Origin of the sequence: Porphyrobacter sp. LM 6 (genome assembly GCF_001720465.1) — a bacterium.
Lineage (GTDB): Bacteria > Pseudomonadota > Alphaproteobacteria > Sphingomonadales > Sphingomonadaceae > Erythrobacter.
The window spans coordinates 518,039-535,740 of the sequence record NZ_CP017113.1 but is presented as its reverse complement, the minus strand read 5'-3'; the positions used below and the strand labels follow the sequence as shown (position 1 = coordinate 535,740).

23 protein-coding genes and 1 tRNA gene are annotated in these 17,702 nt (G+C 65.2%); 17 read left to right on the top strand and 7 right to left on the bottom strand.

The window, feature by feature from the left end; translation table 11 throughout:
- Positions 1 to 366 precede the first annotated feature (366 nt).
- The 13 genes from BG023_RS02720 (at position 367) to BG023_RS02660 (ending at position 9,582) form a co-directional block, all read left to right on the top strand.
- A complete protein-coding gene (locus tag BG023_RS02720) occupies positions 367 to 1,212 on the top strand; it encodes an AraC family transcriptional regulator (RefSeq protein ID WP_069309100.1) in 846 nt (281 codons plus the stop codon).
- A gap of 80 nt (positions 1,213 to 1,292) precedes the next feature.
- On the top strand, positions 1,293 to 1,733 hold the full coding sequence (locus BG023_RS02715) for an SUF system Fe-S cluster assembly regulator (protein ID WP_069309099.1): 441 nt from the start codon (positions 1,293 to 1,295) through the stop codon (positions 1,731 to 1,733).
- Positions 1,730 to 3,211, top strand: coding sequence for a Fe-S cluster assembly protein SufB (gene sufB / locus BG023_RS02710; protein ID WP_069309098.1), 1,482 nt, complete (start codon positions 1,730 to 1,732; stop codon positions 3,209 to 3,211). Before BG023_RS02715 ends, sufB begins: the two co-directional genes overlap by 4 nt.
- 196 nt (positions 3,212 to 3,407) lie before the next feature.
- Positions 3,408 to 3,920: a hypothetical protein gene (locus BG023_RS02705; protein WP_069309097.1), complete on the top strand. Its 513-nt coding sequence runs from the start codon at positions 3,408 to 3,410 to the stop codon at positions 3,918 to 3,920.
- A 97-nt stretch (positions 3,921 to 4,017) separates the two neighbouring features.
- On the top strand, positions 4,018 to 4,443 hold the full coding sequence (locus BG023_RS02700; protein WP_069309096.1) for a hypothetical protein: 426 nt from the start codon (positions 4,018 to 4,020) through the stop codon (positions 4,441 to 4,443).
- Positions 4,444 to 4,447: 4 nt separating this feature from the next.
- Positions 4,448 to 5,020: an endonuclease domain-containing protein gene (locus tag BG023_RS02695; protein WP_069309095.1), complete on the top strand. Its 573-nt coding sequence runs from the start codon at positions 4,448 to 4,450 to the stop codon at positions 5,018 to 5,020.
- Complete coding sequence (locus BG023_RS02690) at positions 5,017 to 5,553, top strand: hypothetical protein (protein ID WP_069309094.1); 537 nt, start codon at positions 5,017 to 5,019, stop codon at positions 5,551 to 5,553. The genes BG023_RS02695 and BG023_RS02690 overlap by 4 nt, the downstream gene beginning before the upstream one ends.
- A complete protein-coding gene (gene sufC, locus BG023_RS02685) occupies positions 5,553 to 6,296 on the top strand; it encodes a Fe-S cluster assembly ATPase SufC (protein WP_069309093.1) in 744 nt (247 codons plus the stop codon). The genes BG023_RS02690 and sufC overlap by 1 nt, the downstream gene beginning before the upstream one ends.
- Positions 6,293 to 7,048 (top strand): SufD family Fe-S cluster assembly protein, encoded by a 756-nt coding sequence (locus BG023_RS02680; protein ID WP_069309092.1) that lies wholly within the window; start codon positions 6,293 to 6,295, stop codon positions 7,046 to 7,048. The genes sufC and BG023_RS02680 overlap by 4 nt, the downstream gene beginning before the upstream one ends.
- Complete coding sequence (locus BG023_RS02675; protein WP_083234494.1) at positions 7,045 to 8,277, top strand: aminotransferase class V-fold PLP-dependent enzyme; 1,233 nt, start codon at positions 7,045 to 7,047, stop codon at positions 8,275 to 8,277. Before BG023_RS02680 ends, BG023_RS02675 begins: the two co-directional genes overlap by 4 nt.
- 5 nt (positions 8,278 to 8,282) lie before the next feature.
- Positions 8,283 to 8,720: an SUF system Fe-S cluster assembly protein gene (locus BG023_RS02670; protein ID WP_190315803.1), complete on the top strand. Its 438-nt coding sequence runs from the start codon at positions 8,283 to 8,285 to the stop codon at positions 8,718 to 8,720.
- On the top strand, positions 8,717 to 9,223 hold the full coding sequence (locus BG023_RS02665; RefSeq protein ID WP_150122767.1) for a GNAT family N-acetyltransferase: 507 nt from the start codon (positions 8,717 to 8,719) through the stop codon (positions 9,221 to 9,223). Before BG023_RS02670 ends, BG023_RS02665 begins: the two co-directional genes overlap by 4 nt.
- Positions 9,220 to 9,582 (top strand): HesB/IscA family protein, encoded by a 363-nt coding sequence (locus tag BG023_RS02660; RefSeq protein ID WP_069309089.1) that lies wholly within the window; start codon positions 9,220 to 9,222, stop codon positions 9,580 to 9,582. The genes BG023_RS02665 and BG023_RS02660 overlap by 4 nt, the downstream gene beginning before the upstream one ends.
- An 11-nt stretch (positions 9,583 to 9,593) precedes the next feature.
- On the opposite strand, the gene BG023_RS15030 is transcribed toward BG023_RS02660, so the two are convergent.
- The 3 genes from BG023_RS15030 to BG023_RS02645 all read right to left on the bottom strand — a co-directional run bounded on the left by BG023_RS15030 (position 9,594) and on the right by BG023_RS02645 (position 11,725).
- The gene (locus BG023_RS15030) at positions 9,594 to 10,538 is read right to left on the bottom strand and encodes a hypothetical protein (RefSeq protein ID WP_069309088.1); all 945 of its coding nucleotides are present in this window, start codon (positions 10,536 to 10,538) and stop codon (positions 9,594 to 9,596) included.
- 72 nt (positions 10,539 to 10,610) lie between these two features.
- Positions 10,611 to 11,000 carry a hypothetical protein gene (locus BG023_RS02650; RefSeq protein WP_233993054.1) on the bottom strand — a complete coding sequence of 130 codons (390 nt, stop codon included), beginning with the start codon at positions 10,998 to 11,000 and terminating at the stop codon, positions 10,611 to 10,613.
- Positions 11,001 to 11,011: 11 nt separating this feature from the next.
- Positions 11,012 to 11,725, bottom strand: coding sequence for an EI24 domain-containing protein (locus BG023_RS02645; protein WP_233993053.1), 714 nt, complete (start codon positions 11,723 to 11,725; stop codon positions 11,012 to 11,014).
- A gap of 92 nt (positions 11,726 to 11,817) precedes the next feature.
- On the opposite strand from BG023_RS02645, the gene BG023_RS02640 reads away from it, so the two are divergent.
- The gene (locus BG023_RS02640; protein ID WP_069309085.1) at positions 11,818 to 12,819 is read left to right on the top strand and encodes an adenosine kinase; all 1,002 of its coding nucleotides are present in this window, start codon (positions 11,818 to 11,820) and stop codon (positions 12,817 to 12,819) included.
- Positions 12,820 to 12,825: 6 nt separating this feature from the next.
- Here BG023_RS02640 and BG023_RS02635 read toward each other — a convergent pair whose 3' ends face one another.
- The 4 genes from BG023_RS02635 to BG023_RS02620 all read right to left on the bottom strand — a co-directional run bounded on the left by BG023_RS02635 (position 12,826) and on the right by BG023_RS02620 (position 15,120).
- The gene (locus BG023_RS02635) at positions 12,826 to 13,644 is read right to left on the bottom strand and encodes a hypothetical protein (protein WP_069309084.1); all 819 of its coding nucleotides are present in this window, start codon (positions 13,642 to 13,644) and stop codon (positions 12,826 to 12,828) included.
- Between the two features lie 78 nt (positions 13,645 to 13,722).
- A complete protein-coding gene (locus BG023_RS02630; RefSeq protein ID WP_069309083.1) occupies positions 13,723 to 14,103 on the bottom strand; it encodes a hypothetical protein in 381 nt (126 codons plus the stop codon).
- Between the two features lie 142 nt (positions 14,104 to 14,245).
- Entirely contained in the window at positions 14,246 to 14,689 is a 444-nt protein-coding gene (locus BG023_RS02625; protein WP_150122766.1) for a hypothetical protein, read from the bottom strand.
- A 356-nt stretch (positions 14,690 to 15,045) separates the two neighbouring features.
- Positions 15,046 to 15,120, bottom strand: a tRNA-Thr gene (locus BG023_RS02620).
- Between the two features lie 337 nt (positions 15,121 to 15,457).
- Here BG023_RS02620 and gpmA point away from each other — a divergent pair.
- Genes gpmA through BG023_RS02600 form a run of 3 tightly spaced genes read left to right on the top strand, consistent with a single transcriptional unit; the run spans position 15,458 to position 17,702 of the window.
- Positions 15,458 to 16,144, top strand: coding sequence for a 2,3-diphosphoglycerate-dependent phosphoglycerate mutase (gene gpmA / locus BG023_RS02610; protein ID WP_069309080.1), 687 nt, complete (start codon positions 15,458 to 15,460; stop codon positions 16,142 to 16,144).
- Positions 16,144 to 16,635: a 5-(carboxyamino)imidazole ribonucleotide mutase gene (gene purE / locus BG023_RS02605; protein ID WP_199797168.1), complete on the top strand. Its 492-nt coding sequence runs from the start codon at positions 16,144 to 16,146 to the stop codon at positions 16,633 to 16,635. The genes gpmA and purE overlap by 1 nt, the downstream gene beginning before the upstream one ends.
- Positions 16,635 to 17,702 (top strand): 5-(carboxyamino)imidazole ribonucleotide synthase, encoded by a 1,068-nt coding sequence (locus tag BG023_RS02600; protein ID WP_069309078.1) that lies wholly within the window; start codon positions 16,635 to 16,637, stop codon positions 17,700 to 17,702. The genes purE and BG023_RS02600 overlap by 1 nt, the downstream gene beginning before the upstream one ends.

Sequence of the window (17,702 nt, the reverse complement as noted above, 5' to 3'; positions counted from 1 at the left end):
CATTCTGCGGCAGATTTGCAACGCTTTGGGGCCAGGCGGCGCAGAGCTTGTCGCTTGCATACAATCATGAGCGCGATTCCCGCGATATCACCCTCCTGCGACCCGAAGGGCTCGGAGCAGAGATGCTAAGAGTTCCTCAACTCAGATGGGCGGCGCTTCCCACGGAAGCGCCGCCCCTTTTTTTGTGCCAACGACACGCGGCACATGGTTTTGACTGGCCGAGAACGGCGGCGTACATCCTTTGCCTCGACAGACCCGTTATAATTCCTCACATATCGTCTGCGGCCGATCGCCGCTCGGGTCGCGCCGAACCAGAACAGGGGGCCTCGGGTCCGAGGAAAGGTGAATTTGCATTTCCGTGCAAGGATGATCCCGCCTCCGGCTGACAGCGCCGGATTGGTGAATACCTTCTACATCATTGAAACGCAGGACGAGCGGCTCGAGGAATCGGTGCCCGCCTATTCGGCTCAGCTGATGCTGATGGTGCGCGGGCGCATATCCTTCACCTTCGCCGACGGCAGCCCCGCGCAAACCTCGACTGTGACCTTCAATGCTCCGCAGATGCGCAGCGCCGCCTGCGTGCTAGAAGGCCCGGTGCTGCAAATTGGCGCATCGCTCACCCATGCGACCTGGCAGCGGCTGGCCAATCTGCCCGCCGATGCGGTGCACGATCAGCTGATCCCGGCAGAAACCGTGCTCACCGCCGAACAGATCGCCATGCTGGAGGAGGCCGTTGCCGCCTGCCGCGAAGGCCGGATCGCGCCCGAAGCGCTGTGCGAGCATCTTACGCAGGTGATCGCCGCCGCCCCCCACACGATCAAGCCGGAGCATGCCGCAGCAGTCGATACGATCCTCGCCTGGCTGTCGAGCGGGTTCGATCCGGTGATCAGCGATCTCTACGCCCGTGCCGATGTGTCACCGCGCCAGCTCCAGCGCATCTGTCGTCGCTTCTTCGGCGTCGCGCCCGCGCAGGTGCTCAAGCGGTTCCGCGCGCTGCGGGCTGCAATGCTGCTCGCCCAGCCCGGTCTCAGTCAGGAGGTGCATGACCAGTTGATGGCGACCTTCTTCGATCAGGCCCACCTTATCCGTGATATCCGGCGCTATACCGGCCGCACGCCCACACAGTTCCGCGAGCAATCGCTGGCCACCGAAGTGCTTGATCCCGCCGCCCATGGCGATGCCGGAGCCTTGCTGCGCAAGACCGACGACTGACGCTTTCGCGGTTGTAATGCGAATGACTTGGTCCTAATTGCAATTCGGACTGATTCCGTCTGAATTGAGAACCATTCGCAATGCGCCTGTCCAACCTTGCCGATTATGCCGTCATCACGATGTGCCAGGCCGCCTTGCACTGCGGCAACGGGCGGGTGAGCGCGGCGGAGCTTGCGACCGAGACCGGCCTGCCGGTGCCTACGGTGCAAAAGCTCGTGTCGAAGCTGACGGCGGCGGGCCTGCTGCGCTCGGTGCGCGGCGCGCATGGAGGCTTGCAGCTCGGACGTCCGGCGGCGGCAATCACGGTTGCGGACATTGTCGAGGCGATCGAGGGCCGCATCGCGCTCACCGCCTGTGTCGATCACACGCCCTGCGATTTCGAGGCAGGCTGCAACATGAAGCCGCACTGGCCGATCATCAACAATGCGCTGCGCGGGGCGCTGGCGGGCATCACTCTTGCCCAGCTGCGCGGCCCCATCGCGCCTGCGCCGACCCCTGTTATCGAGGACCATCTGGCATGAGCGAGGATATCGAAATCCAAGACCGCGAGGCGCGCGAAGCCGCCGCCAAGGTCGCCGATTACGAACATGGCTGGTCGGCCGATATCGACACCGAATTCGCGCCCAAGGGCCTGAACGAGGACACCGTCCGCTTCATCAGCGCCAAAAAGAACGAGCCCGAATGGATGCTCGAATGGCGCCTGAAGGCCTTCCGCCTGTGGCAGACGATGGAAGAGCCCGACTGGGCCAAGGTCGGCTATCCCAAGATCGATTATCAGGACGCCTATTACTACGCCGCACCGAAGAAGAAGGCGACCATCGCCTCGCTTGATGAACTCGATCCCGAGATCAAGGCGGTCTACGACAAGCTCGGCATTCCGGTGGCGGAGCAGGAAGTGCTCGCCGGGGTCGAAGGCGCGCGCAAGGTTGCGGTGGATGCGGTGTTCGATAGCGTTTCTGTCGCCACCACCTTCCGCGAGGAGCTGAAGCGCGCAGGCGTGATCTTCCTCTCCATCTCCGAGGCGATCCGCGAATATCCCGAACTGGTGCAGAAGTGGCTCGGCAAGGTCGTGCCGGTGCGCGACAACTACTTCGCGGCCCTGAACTGCGCGGTCTTCTCCGACGGCACCTTCGTCTACGTCCCCGAAGGCGTTCGCTGCCCGATGGAGCTTTCGACCTATTTCCGCATCAATGCCGAAAACACCGGCCAGTTCGAACGCACGCTGATCATCGCCGACAAGGGCGCCTATGTCAGCTATCTCGAAGGCTGCACCGCGCCGATGCGCGATGAAAACCAGCTCCACGCCGCAGTGGTGGAACTGGTCGCGCTCGATGATGCCGAGATCAAGTACTCGACCGTGCAGAACTGGTACCCCGGCAATGCCGAGGGCAAGGGCGGGATCTACAACTTCGTCACCAAGCGCGCGCTGTGCCAGGGGGATCGTTCGAAGGTCAGCTGGACGCAGGTCGAAACCGGCTCGGCGGTGACGTGGAAGTATCCCTCCTGCGTGCTGAATGGCGAAGACAGCGTGGGCGAGTTCTACTCGGTCGCGGTCACCAACAATTACCAGCAGGCCGACACCGGCACCAAGATGATCCACAACGGCAAGAACAGCCGCTCGACGATCATCTCCAAGGGGATTTCGGCGGGCAAGTCGAACAACACCTATCGCGGCCTCGTCCGCGTCGGCCCGACTGCGAGCGGCGTGCGCAACTTCACCCAGTGCGACAGCCTGCTGCTGGGCGACCAATGCGGCGCTCACACCGTGCCCTATATCGAGGTCAAGAACCCCAGCGCCCAGATCGAGCACGAGGCGACCACTAGCAAGATCAGCGACGAACAGCTGTTCTACGCGATGCAGCGCGGACTGGGCGAAGAGGAAGCCGTGGCGCTGATCGTCAATGGCTTTGCCAAGGACGTGCTGAAAGAGCTGCCGATGGAATTCGCCGTCGAAGCGCAGAAGCTGCTGGCGATCTCGCTTGAGGGGAGCGTGGGGTGATGGTCGCTGCCCGAGAAAAACTTGGCTGGGATTTCTGGGGCCGCCTTGGCCTTGCCACCTTCTGCTTTGCGAACATTTTCTTTGGCATCGCAGTGGGCTGGGCGTCTTGCATCTTCGGTGGGATTATTGGGACTGCCCTGTTTGGCCATCTGGCATTTCTGCGTTTCCGAGAAATATACCCGTCAAGGAGAGGGTCATGACCGCCCGCAAAACCCTCGCCCTCAACCCCGAGGCTGCCACCGCCCAACCGCCTGCGCTCAAGAAGAAGAGCCGCGGGTTGCCGAATGTGGGTCGGGTGCTGGCGCTTGCGCTCGCGGGCGGGGTGGTGGCTGTGCCGGCGGCGGCGAGTGATCCTATGCTCTTGAGCCTGGAAGTACCCAAGCCGTTTCGCGGCGTCTGGGCGGAAGATGGCTCCAGCTGCAAGAAGCGCGATGCCGCCAAGCACGCGCGGATCGGCAAGACCATTTTTGAACATCGTCAGTCGCGTTTTGAAATTGCCGGCGTCCGCAACGCCAGCGAGGGCAGCATTATTGCCGATGCCTATTTGGTGAAAGACGGCACCCGCAGCCGCACCGACATCACCATGCAAATGGTCGATCCCTTCGCGATGCTCGCCAATATCGGCGGGGTGCCGATGGTGTTTATCCGCTGCTCGGCCGTCGAACCCACGTGGGGCGACGTCATCGGCGGCGCGGCCGACCGGATGTGAGCGCACACGCGATGGCCATCGGAACCCTCCTCACCATCCGTCCCGCAGCCGCTCCGGCGCATCGCGGCCGTGGGCGTCCGGTCAGAGGGAGCGCGCGGTGAGTCAGCTTTTCGATTGGACCGCTGTCGCGCTGCTCGCAGGCCTGCTGACCGGCACATTCGTCGGTTTTCGCGGGGCCGAGCCGCGCCTTTGGATGCGGGTGGTTCTGGCGTTTTTCGGGCTGGGCCTGCTGATCATCACCCCCATTATCGCGTGGTCGGTGTCGAACGGCACCAGCATGAACATCCCGACCGAGCCCGGCCTCGTCCTGCTCGCGCTGACGGCGTTCCTGTGGTTCAACATCATCCGGCACGCGCTACGTCCGCGCCCGGAGCCCGAACCCGGAACAGAGCCGCGCCGCTGGGGCTGCTTCCGCACGCTCTTCGCCATCGCCGCGTTCATCGTGGTCGGATACGCCGGCTTCGTGATTGTCGTTTTCGGACTGGGGGGGCTGATGGGCCTCGTCGTCGCTGCCTCAGGCTAAAGATATGACCACCCGCAAAACCCTCGCTCTCAACCCCGAAGTGGCTTCCACCGCTGAAGCACCCGCGCTCAAGAAGAAGGGCCGCGGGTGGGAGATATCGGACAAGCGGCTCGATGCGCTGCACGAACAGGCGCGCGAGCTGCGGCGGCATTCTACCGAGGCGCACAAGGCGCTGGCCGAGAAGTTCAGCAAGGCCGATCTCGGCCGCTACACCTTCAAGCGGCACGCCGTGGTCGGCTCGGCGATCGTCGATTTCAACTGCCACAACCTCGGCCTCGCGCTGGCGATCGATGAGGAAGGTCAGAACGACACCCTCGCCAAGCGCCGCGACAAGAGCCTCGAGAGCGTCGGCATCAAGGTGATGCGGATCGCCGCCAAGGACATTCTCGAGAACCTCGACGAAGTGCTCAAGCAGCTTACGCAGGTGATGCGCGAACGGATCGAGGAGCGCAAAGCCGCTGCCCGCGCGCACAAGGCGGCCAACCCCAAGCAGACCTATTCGCGCCCCAAGCCGCGCGGGTCGGATCGTGACGACAACCCCAAAGCCCCCCAGAGAAACCGGAGCCGCAAGCCGTGATCGCCGCTATTCTTCTAGCCCCCCTGTTCGCGCTTCAATCCACGGGCGAAAGCGCTGTCGCGATCAAGAACGACAATCCAGAGACCTGGAGCGTCGAATATCCGCGCCTGATCCAGCCGCAGGTTGCCAGTTACCGCCGCTGCCTGACAGTCGCCAACCGCCGGATCGCGGGCAAGGCCGATTTCGAGAGCCAGCATAGCGGCGATCTCGCCCGCTGCGCCGCGCTCAAGGCCAAGGCGATTGCCGAGGCGAACGCGAACCTGGTCGGCGCCAAGACGACAATGGCCCCGGAGGAGGTCGAACAGCTCTTCACCAATATCGGCCGCATCCATGTGGCCCGCGGGCGTGATCTCGATCAGCAGTTCACCGCCCGTCTGGCCGGCGCTGCGGCCGCCAGCGACGCCTATGAGGCAGGCCGTCCGAAAGGACTGGTCATCGAATTGCTCGACGCGAGCGTGGTCAAGGCGCGCACCGATGCGAGCGCCGCTGCGGCCGCAACCGCGGCGGCTGAAAAGGACAAGGACAAACGATAATGCTCACCATCACTGATCTTCACGCCTCGGTCGGGGACAAGCCGATCCTCAAGGGCCTGTCGCTGCACATCCCTGCAGGCGAAGTGCACGCGATCATGGGCCCGAATGGCGCGGGCAAATCGACCCTGTCGAACGTGCTGGGTGGCAAGCCGGGCTACGAAGTGACGGCAGGCAGCGTGGAGTTTCGCGGGCAGGATCTCCTCGCGCTCGAACCGCACGAACGTGCTGCGGCCGGACTGTTCCTGGGCTTCCAGTACCCGGTCGAGATTCCGGGTGTCTCCAACGTCCAGTTCCTGCGCGAGGCGCTGAACGCGCAGCGCAAAGCGCGCGGGGAAGAGCCGCTGTCGGGCGGCGAGTTCCTGAAACTCGCCAAGGACAAGGCCGCGCTGCTGAAAATGGACATGGAAATGCTCAAGCGGCAGGTCAATGTCGGCTTTTCCGGCGGCGAGAAGAAGCGCGCCGAGATGGTGCAGATGGGCATTCTCGATCCCGCCTTCGCGGTGCTCGACGAAACGGACTCGGGCCTCGATATCGATGCGCTGCGGATCGTCGGCGCGGGGATCAACGCGATCATGCGCTCACCGGACAAGGCGGTGCTGCTGATCACCCACTACCAGCGCCTGCTCGACGTCGTGGCGCCCGACAAGGTCAGCATCCTTGCCGGCGGGCGGATTGTCGAGACCGGCGGGCCGGAACTCGCCCTGCGGCTCGAGGCCGAGGGCTATGACGCGGTGATGGCGTGACGACAGCCACTCTTCCTACCCGCCGCGATGAGGCGTGGCGCTATGCCGATATGGACGCGCTGGCGCGGCTCGGCGTGGCGGCGCTTGACCAGTGGCAGGCAATTGACGTCCCCGCTGGCGAGAGCCTGACGCGGTGCTTCGTGGTCGGCTCCGATGCGCCCGAAGTGCACCGGATGCGCGTAACGCTGGGCGAGGGGGCAACAGCGGCGTTCTTCGTCACCAATGCGGGCGGCGATTACGCCCGCGTGGAGCTAGAAGTGCGGCTCGCGAGGGCTGCGCATTTCGAGTTCGGCGGCGTGACCATCGGCGGGGCGGGGGTCACTCGCGAGTTCGTGACGCAGGTTGTCCACGCCGAACCCGAGGCGACCTCGAACCAAACCGTCCGCGCCGTCCACTGGGCGGGCGCGACGGGCAATTTCCTCGGCGAAATCAAGGTCGCGCGCGATGCGCAAAAGACCGACGCGGCGCAGGATTTCAAGGGCCTGCTGCTGGAGGCCGGGGCAAGCGCCAATGCTGTCCCGCAGCTCGAAATCTTCGCCGACGATGTGAAGTGCGCCCACGGCGCGACAGTCGGCGAACTCGATGAAGCCGCGCGCTTCTACATGATGGCGCGCGGGGTCGACCCCGCCACGGCGCAGCGGCTATTGGTGCAGGCCTTCATCGGCGATGCCTTCGTCGCGTTGGAGGACGAGGCGGAACGCGAAAAGCTCCTCGACGCTGCACTCGCCGCGCTGGAGGGCGCAAACCTGTGACCGCGCCTACAACTCTTGCCCCGCTGGCTGACCTGCGTGCCGACTTCCCCGGCATGGTCACCCATGAGGGCAAGCCGTGGCACTATCTCGACACTGCCGCGACGGCGCAAAAGCCGCGCGCCGTGATCGACGCGATGGCGCGCGCGCTGGGCGAGGATTACGCGACTGTCCACCGCGGGGTCTATGCCCGCTCGGCCGAAATGACGCTCGCCTACGAAGCCGCGCGGCGCACCGTTGCGCGGTTCATCGGCGGGCACGAGGACGAAGTTGTCTTCACCCGCGGCGCTACGGAAGCGATCAATCTCGTCGCCCAGACCTGGGGCCGCGCAAACCTCAAGGCGGGCGACCGCATCCTGCTTTCGCAGCTCGAACACCACTCCAATATCGTGCCCTGGCAGATGGTCGCCGAGGAGGTCGGCGCGGTGATCGACGTCTGCCCGCTGACCGATGATCACCGGATCGATCTGGACGCGGCGGAAGCCATGCTGACCGAGCGTCACAAGCTGGTCGCCTTCGCCCATGTGTCGAACGTGCTCGGCTCCGTGCTCGATGCCCCGCGCGCCGCCGCGCTGGCGCACAAGGTCGGCGCGAAGCTGCTGCTCGACGGGTGCCAGTCTGCGCCGCACATGGGGGTCGATGTCGCCGCGCTGGGCTGCGACTTCTACGTCTTCTCCGCGCACAAGCTCTACGGCCCCACCGGCATCGGAGCGCTGTGGGCGAAAGCCGAACTCCTCGCCGAGATGCCCCCCTATCAGGGCGGCGGCGCGATGATCGACCGCGTGACCTTCGCGAAAACCACTTATGCCTCCGGCCCGCAGCGGTTCGAGGCGGGCACCCCCGCGATCACCGAAGCCATCGCGCTCGCCGCAGCCGTGGATTACGTCAGCGCCATCGGCCCGGAGCGCATCCACGCGCACGAGCAAGTGCTGGTGGCGAGGCTCCGTCGCGAACTCGGCGCGATGAACGATGTGCGCCTGTTCGGCCCGGCCGACAGCGCGGGGATCGTTAGCTTCACCCTCGACGACATTCACCCGCACGATCTCGGCACGATCCTCGACGAAGCCAACGTCGCGATCCGTGCCGGGCACCACTGCGCCCAGCCGCTGATGGATTTCCTCGGCGTTCCCGCCACCGCCCGCGCCAGCTTCGGCCTCTATTCGAACGAGGCCGATATCGACGCGCTTGTCGCCGGGATCGCCCGCACCCGCCGCATTTTTGGAAAAGGATGAGAGCGATGGACAGCTCGACAGAAAAGCCCCCCCGCGCCCGCGTGGAAGATGCCATCGATACCGAAGCGCCCCGCACCCGCGACTATCTCGACGGCTTCCTTGCTGCGACCCCGCCGGCTGACGCGGTGGGCGGTGCGGGCAGCGATCTGCAAGCCGCCGTGATCGAGGCGCTGCGCGAGATCTTCGACCCGGAAATCCCGGTCAATATCTACGATCTCGGCCTGATCTACGGGGTCGAGGTGGACGACAACGCCGATGCGACCGTCACCATGACGCTCACCACCCCGCATTGTCCGGTGGCGGAATCGATGCCGGGCGAGGTTGAACTGCGCGTCTCCAGCGTGCCCGGCATCCGCGATGCCGAGGTCAATCTCGTCTGGGACCCGCCGTGGGGCCCGCACAAGATGAGCGACGAGGCACGGCTCGAGCTGGGGATGCTGTGATCGCAACCGCCACCCTTTCCTCTGGCCTCACCATCGGCCTTGCCGACTACACCGATCAGCGCGACGCCGCGGACGTGGTGGCGCTGCTCGATGCCTATGCGCGCGATCCGATGGGCGGCGGGGAACCGCTCGCCGAGGACGTCAAGGCCCGGCTGGCGGGCGATCTGGCAGCCAATCCGCATGCTTTCTCGCTGATAGCGCGGCTTGATGACAGGGCGGTCGGCCTTGCCAATTGCTTCATGGGCTATTCGACCTTCGCCGCTGCGCCGCTGGTCAACATCCACGATCTCGCGGTGCTGCCGGACACACGCGGCGCAGGGATCGGCAAGGCGCTGATGGCGGCCATCGAGGCCGAGGCCTTGAAGCGCGGAGCCTGCAAGATCACATTGGAAGTGCTGAGCGGCAATCCGGCGCGGCATCTCTATGCACGCGAAGGCTATGGCGACTACCAGCTCGATCCCGAAACCGGGCACGCGCTGTTCTGGCAAAAGAGGCTCAAATGACCGAGACCACCACCACCCGTGCCGCACCCAAGGCCGCCGTCACGCTCACACCCAGCGCCGAGGCGCGCATTGCCGAGCTGATGAGCAAGGCCCCCGAAGGCGCCATCGGCGTGAAGCTCTCGACCCCGCGCCGGGGCTGTTCGGGCCTCGCCTATTCGGTCGACTACGTCACCACCGAGGCCAAGTTCGACGAAAAGATCGTCACCCCCGGCGGCGTGTTCTACATCGACGGGGCAAGCGTGCTCTATCTGATCGGCAGCGTTATGGACTGGCGCGAGGACGATTTCACCGCCGGCTTCGTGTTCGAGAACCCGAATGCCAAGGGCGCGTGTGGCTGCGGTGAAAGCTTCATGGTCTGAAGGGTTAGCCCTCAGACTTCCTGCGCCAGCCGCGCGATCAGGCGGCTTTCCAGTTCATCGACTTCGCCATCGGCGTCGATCATCTTTTCGAGCCACTCGTTCTCGAAATCGGTCACGACTTCGCCTTCGGCCGCCAGCGCGGCCAGATCGGGGCCGGTTTCGCGCTTCTTGCCGAACGTCTTGCCGAAGTGGTTGAGCACCTGCGGCGCTTCCGCCGCTACACGGCCCATGAAACGGCCTACATTGGCTTCGTTGTCAGCGACAAAGGCCTCAAGCTCGCGCTTGCGGTCATGGCTGAGCTGCGCGTTGGGCAGCGTGAAGCCCTTGAGGAAGTTCGCCACCCCGTCGATGAACAATTCATCCCATGCAGGGGCGTTCTGGTCGCCGCGCGTGGCATCCTTGAGGCGGAACAGCATTTCGGCGTCCTGACGGGTCACCGCTGCGGGACCATGTCCGCCGCTGGCGAAGATCACCCGGCGGATGATGTGGCATTCAGCCGCGCTGATATGGCCGGGGTTGAGGCCGCCGCCGGTGCGGGTCGGGCCGGTGCCGGTCAGCACCTCGCGCTCGACCTGGGCGAGGACATAGTCCTTGAGCACATCGGGGGTGTTTTCGGCGCGCTCGAGGATGCGCACGATGGTTTCCAGCTCGACCATGCTTTCGACGATGCCGTCTTGGTCGATCTGGTCGATCAGCCACTGGGCTTCCTCGTCATTGCATTGCAGCCGCGGCGGCGTGCCGTTGAGCACGAATTCGCCGATCGCCTCGACGAAGAAATCGCACCACGCCTCGCTGCGCACAGTCAGCGCAGCATTGATGGCGAACAGCGCTTCGGCCTCTTCGCGGGTGATGATGCCATCGCCCCAGCCTTCGCGGCGCAGCGTGAGCAGCTCCTCGGAGTTGATCTGAGCATCGGCCGCAGCGCGGTGGGCGAATTCGATGAAAGGCGTGGTCATGGCCCGGTCATTTCCTCTGGTCGTAGAGGCGTGCCATGCCACGAACAGGCTTAAGACGGAGTTACCAGCGGCCTATTTGTGCCCGAACGCGCGGATGCAGGCCCCCATGTCGACCGGCGCGCCCCCTGCCCGCAGCCGGGCCTCGATATGGGTTGCGGTCGGCTCGGCCCCGGCGCTGACGGGGTAGAGGAAGATATCGAGCACGCAGGTTCCGTCCGAGAACTGGAGCTTGCGTGCATCGCCTTCGGCCAGATCGATCCGCGGACTGCCGAAGCGGCGCAGCAGTGCGGGGGCGGTCGTGCCGATCACGCCTTCGAGCCCCGCGGGCGCCATCACCTGCGGCACCACCACGATCGTGCTGCGCGGCGCAGGCGCTGCGCTGACCGGTTTCGGACGTGCGCCGCCTGCACCACCGCCGCCTCCGCAGCCGGCGAGGCCCGCTGCAAGCAGGGCCAGAGCCATCGTCGCCCGCATCATGGCAGCCGCCGCAAGACCAGATGCGTGCCCGCCGCCGCGCCGATCACCGGAGCGACAAGGCCTGCGAAGGGCACCAGCATCATGCCCGCAATCGCGGCGCCCATCAGCGCACGCTCGCCCGCAGGAACGGGATTGGCGCGCTCGTCCCCGCCGCAGTGGCGCAGCCACGCCATGTCGGTAAGCTCGCGCCCCAGCAGCACGGCGTTGACCAGCAGGAACACCAGCGGCGGGCCGACAGCGGTGAAGATCAGCACCCCCGCGACTGGCAGGGCGAGTAGGTTGTAACCGAGCGCGCGGCGCAAACCTCTCAGCGAATTGGCCAGATCGCGGCGGAACGGCAGTGCCTTGGCCTGGGCAGCGCGGGCGGGATAATGCCGCGCCTCGACTGCGGCGACCACCTCGTCGGCGAAGAATTGCAGCACTGCCAGCGCCACCACTCGGAACAGCAGCCACCCGGCGAGCGCGGTCACGATCGCCGTGAGCAACATCGTCGCCCCGTGGATCGGCGCCCAGCCTGCCGCCTCGGCAGCGGCGGTCATGGCGAAGAACAACCCCACCCCCAGCCCGGCGAACGAGGCCAGCGTGATCGCGATGCTCTTGGCCGCGACCGCAAGCACAGCGCGGTCGGTCAGCTGGCCGATGGCCTTGGCAAGCGCAGCAGGGACGGCAGACATGGCGCGCTGGATGCGGTGCCGGCCGCGCGAAGTCAACGCGGGCCGGGCGCACCACACACAGGTGCTTGGCGCGAGCGGCGAACGCGGCTAGGCGGCGCGGCAACGCTCATTCCCAAGGAAACCCGCCCGTGCCCGAGACCAACCCCCCCCGCTACGATGTGATCGCCATCGGCAATGCCGTGGTCGACGTGATCGCCTCTTGCGAGGAGGAGCTGATCGACGAGCTTCAACTCAACCGCGGCGGCATGACCCTGATCGACGAGGCGCGGGCCGAGGAGCTTTACGAAGCCATGCCGCCCGCCCGCGAGCTTTCGGGCGGTTCGGCCGCGAACACGCTGGCGGGCCTCGCAACGCTGGGACTGCAATGCGCCTTCATCGGGCAGGTCGCCGAAGACCAGCTCGGCAAGGTGTTCCGCCACGACATGCGCGCCACGGGCATCGATTTCGATACCCCCGCGCGTGATGGCGAACCTGCGACGGGCCGCGTGCTGATCTTCGTCACCCCCGATGGCGAGCGCACGATGAACACCTTCCTCGGTGCGGGCCAGTTCCTGCCCGCCGCCGCGCTCGACGAAGAGCTGATCGCGAGCGCCGCGATCCTCTATCTCGAAGGCTATCTGTGGGACCCCGAAGAGCCCCGCCGCGCGATGCGCCGCGCGATCGAGGTCGCCCGCAATGCCGGTCGCAAGATCGCCTTCACCGCGTCCGAAAGCTTCGTGATCGAACGCCACGGCGAGGATTTCCGCGCGATGATCGAGGAAGGCATCATCGACATCCTGTTCGTCAACGAGAGCGAGCTGGCGACGCTGACGGGTGAGGATGATTTCGAGGCCGGTCTGGCAGCCGTTGCAGGCAAGGTGCCGGTGCTGGTCGCCACCCGTTCGGAAAAGGGCGCAGTCGCCATCGCGCATGGTGAGCGCGCCGAAGTTGCAGCCGTGCCGGTGATCAAGGTGGTCGACACCACCGGCGCGGGCGACCAGTTCGCCGCCGGGTTCCTGTCAGGCTACGTCAAGGGCGAACCGCTGACCCGCTGCCTCAAGCGCGGGGCGATCTGCGCGTCGGAAGTGATCTCGCACTACGGCCCCCGGCCCGAGGCCGACATGCTGAAACTCATGGCAGAGAGGCTGTAAGACCTCTCAGGCGGGTTGGGCGGCCGGCTTGGCGGGTGCCTTGCCCGCTTCCCATCCCAGCCATGCCGCGGCTGCTCCCGCCGCCACGCCCAGCGCCAGCATCGCGGGTGCCGGCACTGCGGCATAGGCCCCGAAGGCGCGGCCTATCGCGGGCAGATCGGGCGCAAACCACATGGCCACCGCCTGGAAACTGGTGAAGCCTGCCGCCACCAGCCACGGCGCGCCGTGCTTGCGGTTCATCGCGTAAAGCCCCAGCGCGAACAACGTTACCATCCCGTCGCTGATCACGATCGTATCGAGCACATTGCGCGGCCCTTCGCTGCCGATGAAATTCATCCACGGCAGATAGGCATCCATCACCCGGCTGAAGGGGCTTTCGAACAGGATCAGCGGGGTCGCGAGCATGTAGCCCGCATGAAGCTTGATATTGCGGCGATGTTTGAGCGCCAGATAGAACAGCGTAAGATAGGCCGCGATGGCAATCGCCATGCCGACCCAGAAGCTCGGGCCGAGCAGCATGATGAATTCGTTCTCGGCTGCGGAATAGCGTTCCGCCGTGACGTTGATGATCATCATGAAGCCGAGGATCAGGAAGGGGAACAGGGCAAAGCTCGCCCGGCCCATCTGCCGGTGAAGGCCATTGGCGCGGCGGTGGATGGTCAGGTGCTGCGCGATCAGCAGCGCCAGCCAGGTCATCGAGGATATCGCATGGACATGGAACGCCAGCGGCACCGATCCGGCAACCGCGAAGTAGCTCATCCAGAAGCCGGTCATGATGACCAACAGCACGAAACCGACGAAATAATGCGCGTAGCGATACGGCATCGAGATCCCCCTTCCCGAATGCGACCGCGCAGAGACGTAACACGTTCCGGCACATTCGCCAAAACGGCGGCGGCACGCCTACTCGTCGGGCACGTATCCCGCGTTGCGCAGCGTCACCATATAGGCGGCGATCTGGTCGATCTGCGCGCGGGTGAGGGTGAAATCCATATCCTCGGGGTAATTGTGCGCCTCGGCCAGCCAGTCGGCGAGCGAAGTTTCCGATAGGCCGCGCCGGTTGGCGATCGCGGCGAAGCTCGGACTGCGCGGATTGGGCGAAAGGAACGGCGGCTCGACCGCATGGCACCCCCCGCAGGCCGCCTCGACAAAGGCCGGGGCGCGGGTGTCAGCCGAAGGCGAGGTCGCCTTGCCGACCATCGGCGGCGCATCGGCAGGCGCGGCAGTCTGGCAGGCGGACAGCGCCAGCAGGGGCGCGGCGAGGAGGAGGATACGATGGGTCATGCCGATCTTATCCTCCTGTCAGCAGCACGCTTCCTTGATCAGGATCAATTTTGAGGCGGGCCACCCACAAACCCCGGCAATGGCCGTTTTCGAGGCGAAAGGTCAGCAAAGGGAACGGCCGGGAATAGGTGGAAAGCTGCCATCAAGAGCCAAAGGTTATCTTGGCGCTGAGTGATATTGGCTGAGGGTCAATTTTTGTGTTGATGAGCGATGCCTGTGAATATTGCCGCCAACCGTCTAGGCTTGTCGCTGTTCGATGACCGCATATCCTTTCGAGCGCGTCGATAGGGGAACGAGGCAGATATATTTGCACGATTCTCGACGCCGTCGACCACGCCGAATTCTGCTCTTCCGCAGTGGATTTGATTGCTTCGAAACCTACGCTTTCATCGTTGATCGCAAGCCATAGACGACAGAATTTGACCACATAGTCGTCGTCCGCGCTCTCTTCCGGTTTGGCGATTTCCAAACACTCTGAAAAGCGGCCCCGGGCAGCTTGCAGTCGATCTTCTCTGATCATTAGAAAGGCGTCGCACGCCAAAACGAGCGCCTCAGGTTTCGCTGTTGAAGCAAGCGCCTTGTTCATGCGCTTCCTTGCTCTGTCCAACTTTCCTTTCCGCTTGTGGAGCCAAGCCAAATGTAGGTGCAATATCTGCCTTAGCTCGCCAGACGGGAAGTTCTTGAACATAGAGCAAATATCGTTTTCTGGCGAAGCAAAGCAAGCATCATCGACCCGTACTGATCAGAATCTGTCAGCCCGCTATGGGGTCGCTAGCCGAATATCAGCTTTAGTTCGTGACAACGGCAAACCGGCCGCGAGCGCACTTGCGGGATTCGCAGGGGCCCGAAACGTCGCGTAGCGATATGGAGGATTTGCACCGAAGACGTCGGCACGGAGGCGCCGGCGAAACGCCAAGGGCTTATTCTCGCCTTTGGCGAGAATGGTGCTGCTGGGGAGGATTGAACTCCCGACCTCACCCTTACCAAGGGTGCGCTCTACCACTGAGCTACAGCAGCGCCGGATAAGGCGCGCCCTATTGTCGCGCTGCCCCGTATTGTCAAGCGGGGGTTGACGAGTCTTTGGTGTGCTACCGCTTTGCTGCTTGAGCACACGGCCACATATCTGCAAGGCGTTTCGCATGAGTGAAGATGCTCGCAAGAATATGTCCCCAAAGGACGCGCGCGCAGAACGGCTCGCGGCGAAACTGCGCGAGAACCTGCGGCGGCGAAAAGCGCAAGCCCGCGCGCTTGGTGATTCGGATGCGGCGCCGGAAAACTCTGGCGCAACGGAATCGCTTCCCAATCCGCGCGGCGATGGCTAACGCACGCCGCTCCCGACAGTGACGGAGCCACAATGCCCAAGCTCATCCTCGTCCGCCACGGCCAGAGCCAGTGGAATCTCGAAAACCGCTTCACCGGATGGTGGGATGTCGACCTGACCGATCAGGGCGTGGCCGAAGCCACCGCGGCGGGCCATCTGCTGCGCGAAAAGGGCGTGCTGCCGACCTACGCCTTCACCTCGCTCCAGACCCGCGCGATCAAGACGCTGCATCTCGCGCTCGAAGCGGCGGGCCGCCTCTGGATCCCCGAGGTCAAGGACTGGCGCCTGAACGAGCGGCACTATGGCGGGCTGACCGGGCTCGACAAGGCCGAGACTGCCGCCAAGCACGGCGAGGACCAGGTCAAGATCTGGCGCCGCTCCTTCGACATTCCGCCACCCGTTCTGGAAGCAGGCAGCGAATTCGATCTCGCCTCCGATGCGCGCTATGCCGGGATCGCCATCCCGAACACTGAAAGCCTCAAGCTCACGATCGAGCGCGTGCTGCCCTATTGGGAAAGCACGATCCTGCCCGTTCTGGCGGCGGGCGAGACCGTGATCATCGCCGCGCACGGCAATTCCCTGCGCGCGCTGGTCAAGCACCTCTCGGGCATTTCGGACGCGGACATCACCGATCTCGAGATTCCCACCGGCCAGCCGATCATCTATGACTTCGATGGCGGCGCGGTGACGGGGACCCGCTACTACCTGAAGGACGCATGATGGAAAGCACCGGGGGCAAGGTCGCGATCGTGATGGGCAGCCAGTCGGACTGGCCGACCATGAAGGCCGCCGCCGAAGTGCTCGACGAGCTGGAAGTGCCTTACGAGGCGCGCATCACCTCGGCGCACCGCACGCCCGACCGGATGGTCGCCTTCGCCAAGGGGGCCGAGGGCGAAGGGTTCTCGGTCATTATCGCAGGCGCGGGCGGCGCGGCGCACTTGCCGGGCATGATCGCCAGCATGACGCATCTGCCGGTGCTGGGCGTGCCGGTGCAGTCCAAGGCGCTTTCCGGCATGGATAGCCTGCTTTCGATCGTGCAGATGCCGGGCGGGGTTCCGGTCGGCACGCTGGCGATTGGCGAGGCGGGGGCGAAGAACGCCGGACTGCTCGCCGCCGCGATCCTCGCACTGGGCGACGAGGCGCTGTCGGAACGCCTGCAAGACTGGCGCGCGGCCAAGACCGCCGCCGTGGCCGAGACGCCGGAAGACTGATGCTCGCACCGGGCTCGACCATCGGCATTCTCGGCGGCGGACAATTGGGCCGGATGATGGCGGTGGCCGCCTTGCAGCTCGGCTACCGCGTGATCGGCTACGCGCCCGAGGGCGACAATGTCGCGGCCGATGCCTGTTCGGACTTCATCACCGCCGATTGGGACGATGCCGCAGCGCTGGCCACCTTTGCCGCCTCCTGCGACGTGGTGACCTGGGAGTTCGAGAACGTGCCGCTGGGCACGGTCGCCGCACTGCCGCAGCACCTGCTCGCCTGCCCGCCGCGCGCGCTCGAGGTGGCGCAGGACCGGCTGAACGAGAAAGCTTTTGCACGCGATCTCGGCGGCACGCCTGCGCCCTATGCGCGGGTCGAGAGCGCGGAGGATCTCGCCGCCGCGATTGCCAGCGTCGGCACCCCCGGCATCCTCAAGACCGCGCGTGACGGCTATGACGGCAAGGGCCAGTGGCGCGTGCGATCGGCCATGGAAGCGGGCGGGCTGACCTTCCCCGGCGTGACCTGCATCTACGAAGGCTTCGTGACCTACGAGACCGAGTTCTCGGTGATCCTCGTGCGGGGCGCGGACGGCGAGGTGCGCTTCTGGGATTCGACCGCCAACATGCATGAAGGCGGGATGCTCGCCCAATCGATCCTGCCCGCCGGCGCGGTGGTCGAAGCGCAGGTGCCGGCCGCACGCGCGCTGGCCGCCAAGGTTGCCGAGGGGCTGGGCTATGTTGGCGTGCTGACGCTCGAATTCTTCGCCACGCGCGACGGCCCGCTGTTCAACGAGATGGCCCCGCGCGTCCACAATTCGGGCCACTGGACGATCGAGGGCGCAGCCACCAGCCAGTTCGAAAACCACATCCGCGCGATCTGCGGCCTGCCGCTGGGGGCGACCAAGACGCGCTTCGCCAGCATCGACATGCGCAACATCGTCGGCGAGGATGCACTCAACGCGCACAGGATCCTCGCCGAACCGGGCGAGCCGCACCTGCACCTCTACGGCAAGCGCGAGGCGCGCGCCGGGCGCAAGATGGGTCACGTCACCCGGGTCGGGCACGCGCTGAAATGA

Coding starts and splice junctions, on each gene's coding strand:
- BG023_RS02625 (WP_150122766.1), bottom strand. CDS start 14,689: ATGAACAAGGCGCTTGCTTCAACAGCGAAACCTGAGGCGCTCGTTTTG.
- BG023_RS02670 (WP_190315803.1), top strand. CDS start 8,283: ATGGACAGCTCGACAGAAAAGCCCCCCCGCGCCCGCGTGGAAGATGCC.
- BG023_RS02630 (WP_069309083.1), bottom strand. CDS start 14,103: ATGACCCATCGTATCCTCCTCCTCGCCGCGCCCCTGCTGGCGCTGTCC.
- BG023_RS02635 (WP_069309084.1), bottom strand. CDS start 13,644: ATGCCGTATCGCTACGCGCATTATTTCGTCGGTTTCGTGCTGTTGGTC.
- gpmA (WP_069309080.1), top strand. CDS start 15,458: ATGCCCAAGCTCATCCTCGTCCGCCACGGCCAGAGCCAGTGGAATCTC.
- BG023_RS02660 (WP_069309089.1), top strand. CDS start 9,220: ATGACCGAGACCACCACCACCCGTGCCGCACCCAAGGCCGCCGTCACG.
- sufC (WP_069309093.1), top strand. CDS start 5,553: ATGCTCACCATCACTGATCTTCACGCCTCGGTCGGGGACAAGCCGATC.
- purE (WP_199797168.1), top strand. CDS start 16,144: ATGGAAAGCACCGGGGGCAAGGTCGCGATCGTGATGGGCAGCCAGTCG.
- BG023_RS02650 (WP_233993054.1), bottom strand. CDS start 11,000: ATGGCTCTGGCCCTGCTTGCAGCGGGCCTCGCCGGCTGCGGAGGCGGC.
- BG023_RS15030 (WP_069309088.1), bottom strand. CDS start 10,538: ATGACCACGCCTTTCATCGAATTCGCCCACCGCGCTGCGGCCGATGCT.
- BG023_RS02715 (WP_069309099.1), top strand. CDS start 1,293: ATGCGCCTGTCCAACCTTGCCGATTATGCCGTCATCACGATGTGCCAG.
- BG023_RS02695 (WP_069309095.1), top strand. CDS start 4,448: ATGACCACCCGCAAAACCCTCGCTCTCAACCCCGAAGTGGCTTCCACC.
- BG023_RS02705 (WP_069309097.1), top strand. CDS start 3,408: ATGACCGCCCGCAAAACCCTCGCCCTCAACCCCGAGGCTGCCACCGCC.
- BG023_RS02720 (WP_069309100.1), top strand. CDS start 367: ATGATCCCGCCTCCGGCTGACAGCGCCGGATTGGTGAATACCTTCTAC.
- BG023_RS02600 (WP_069309078.1), top strand. CDS start 16,635: ATGCTCGCACCGGGCTCGACCATCGGCATTCTCGGCGGCGGACAATTG.
- sufB (WP_069309098.1), top strand. CDS start 1,730: ATGAGCGAGGATATCGAAATCCAAGACCGCGAGGCGCGCGAAGCCGCC.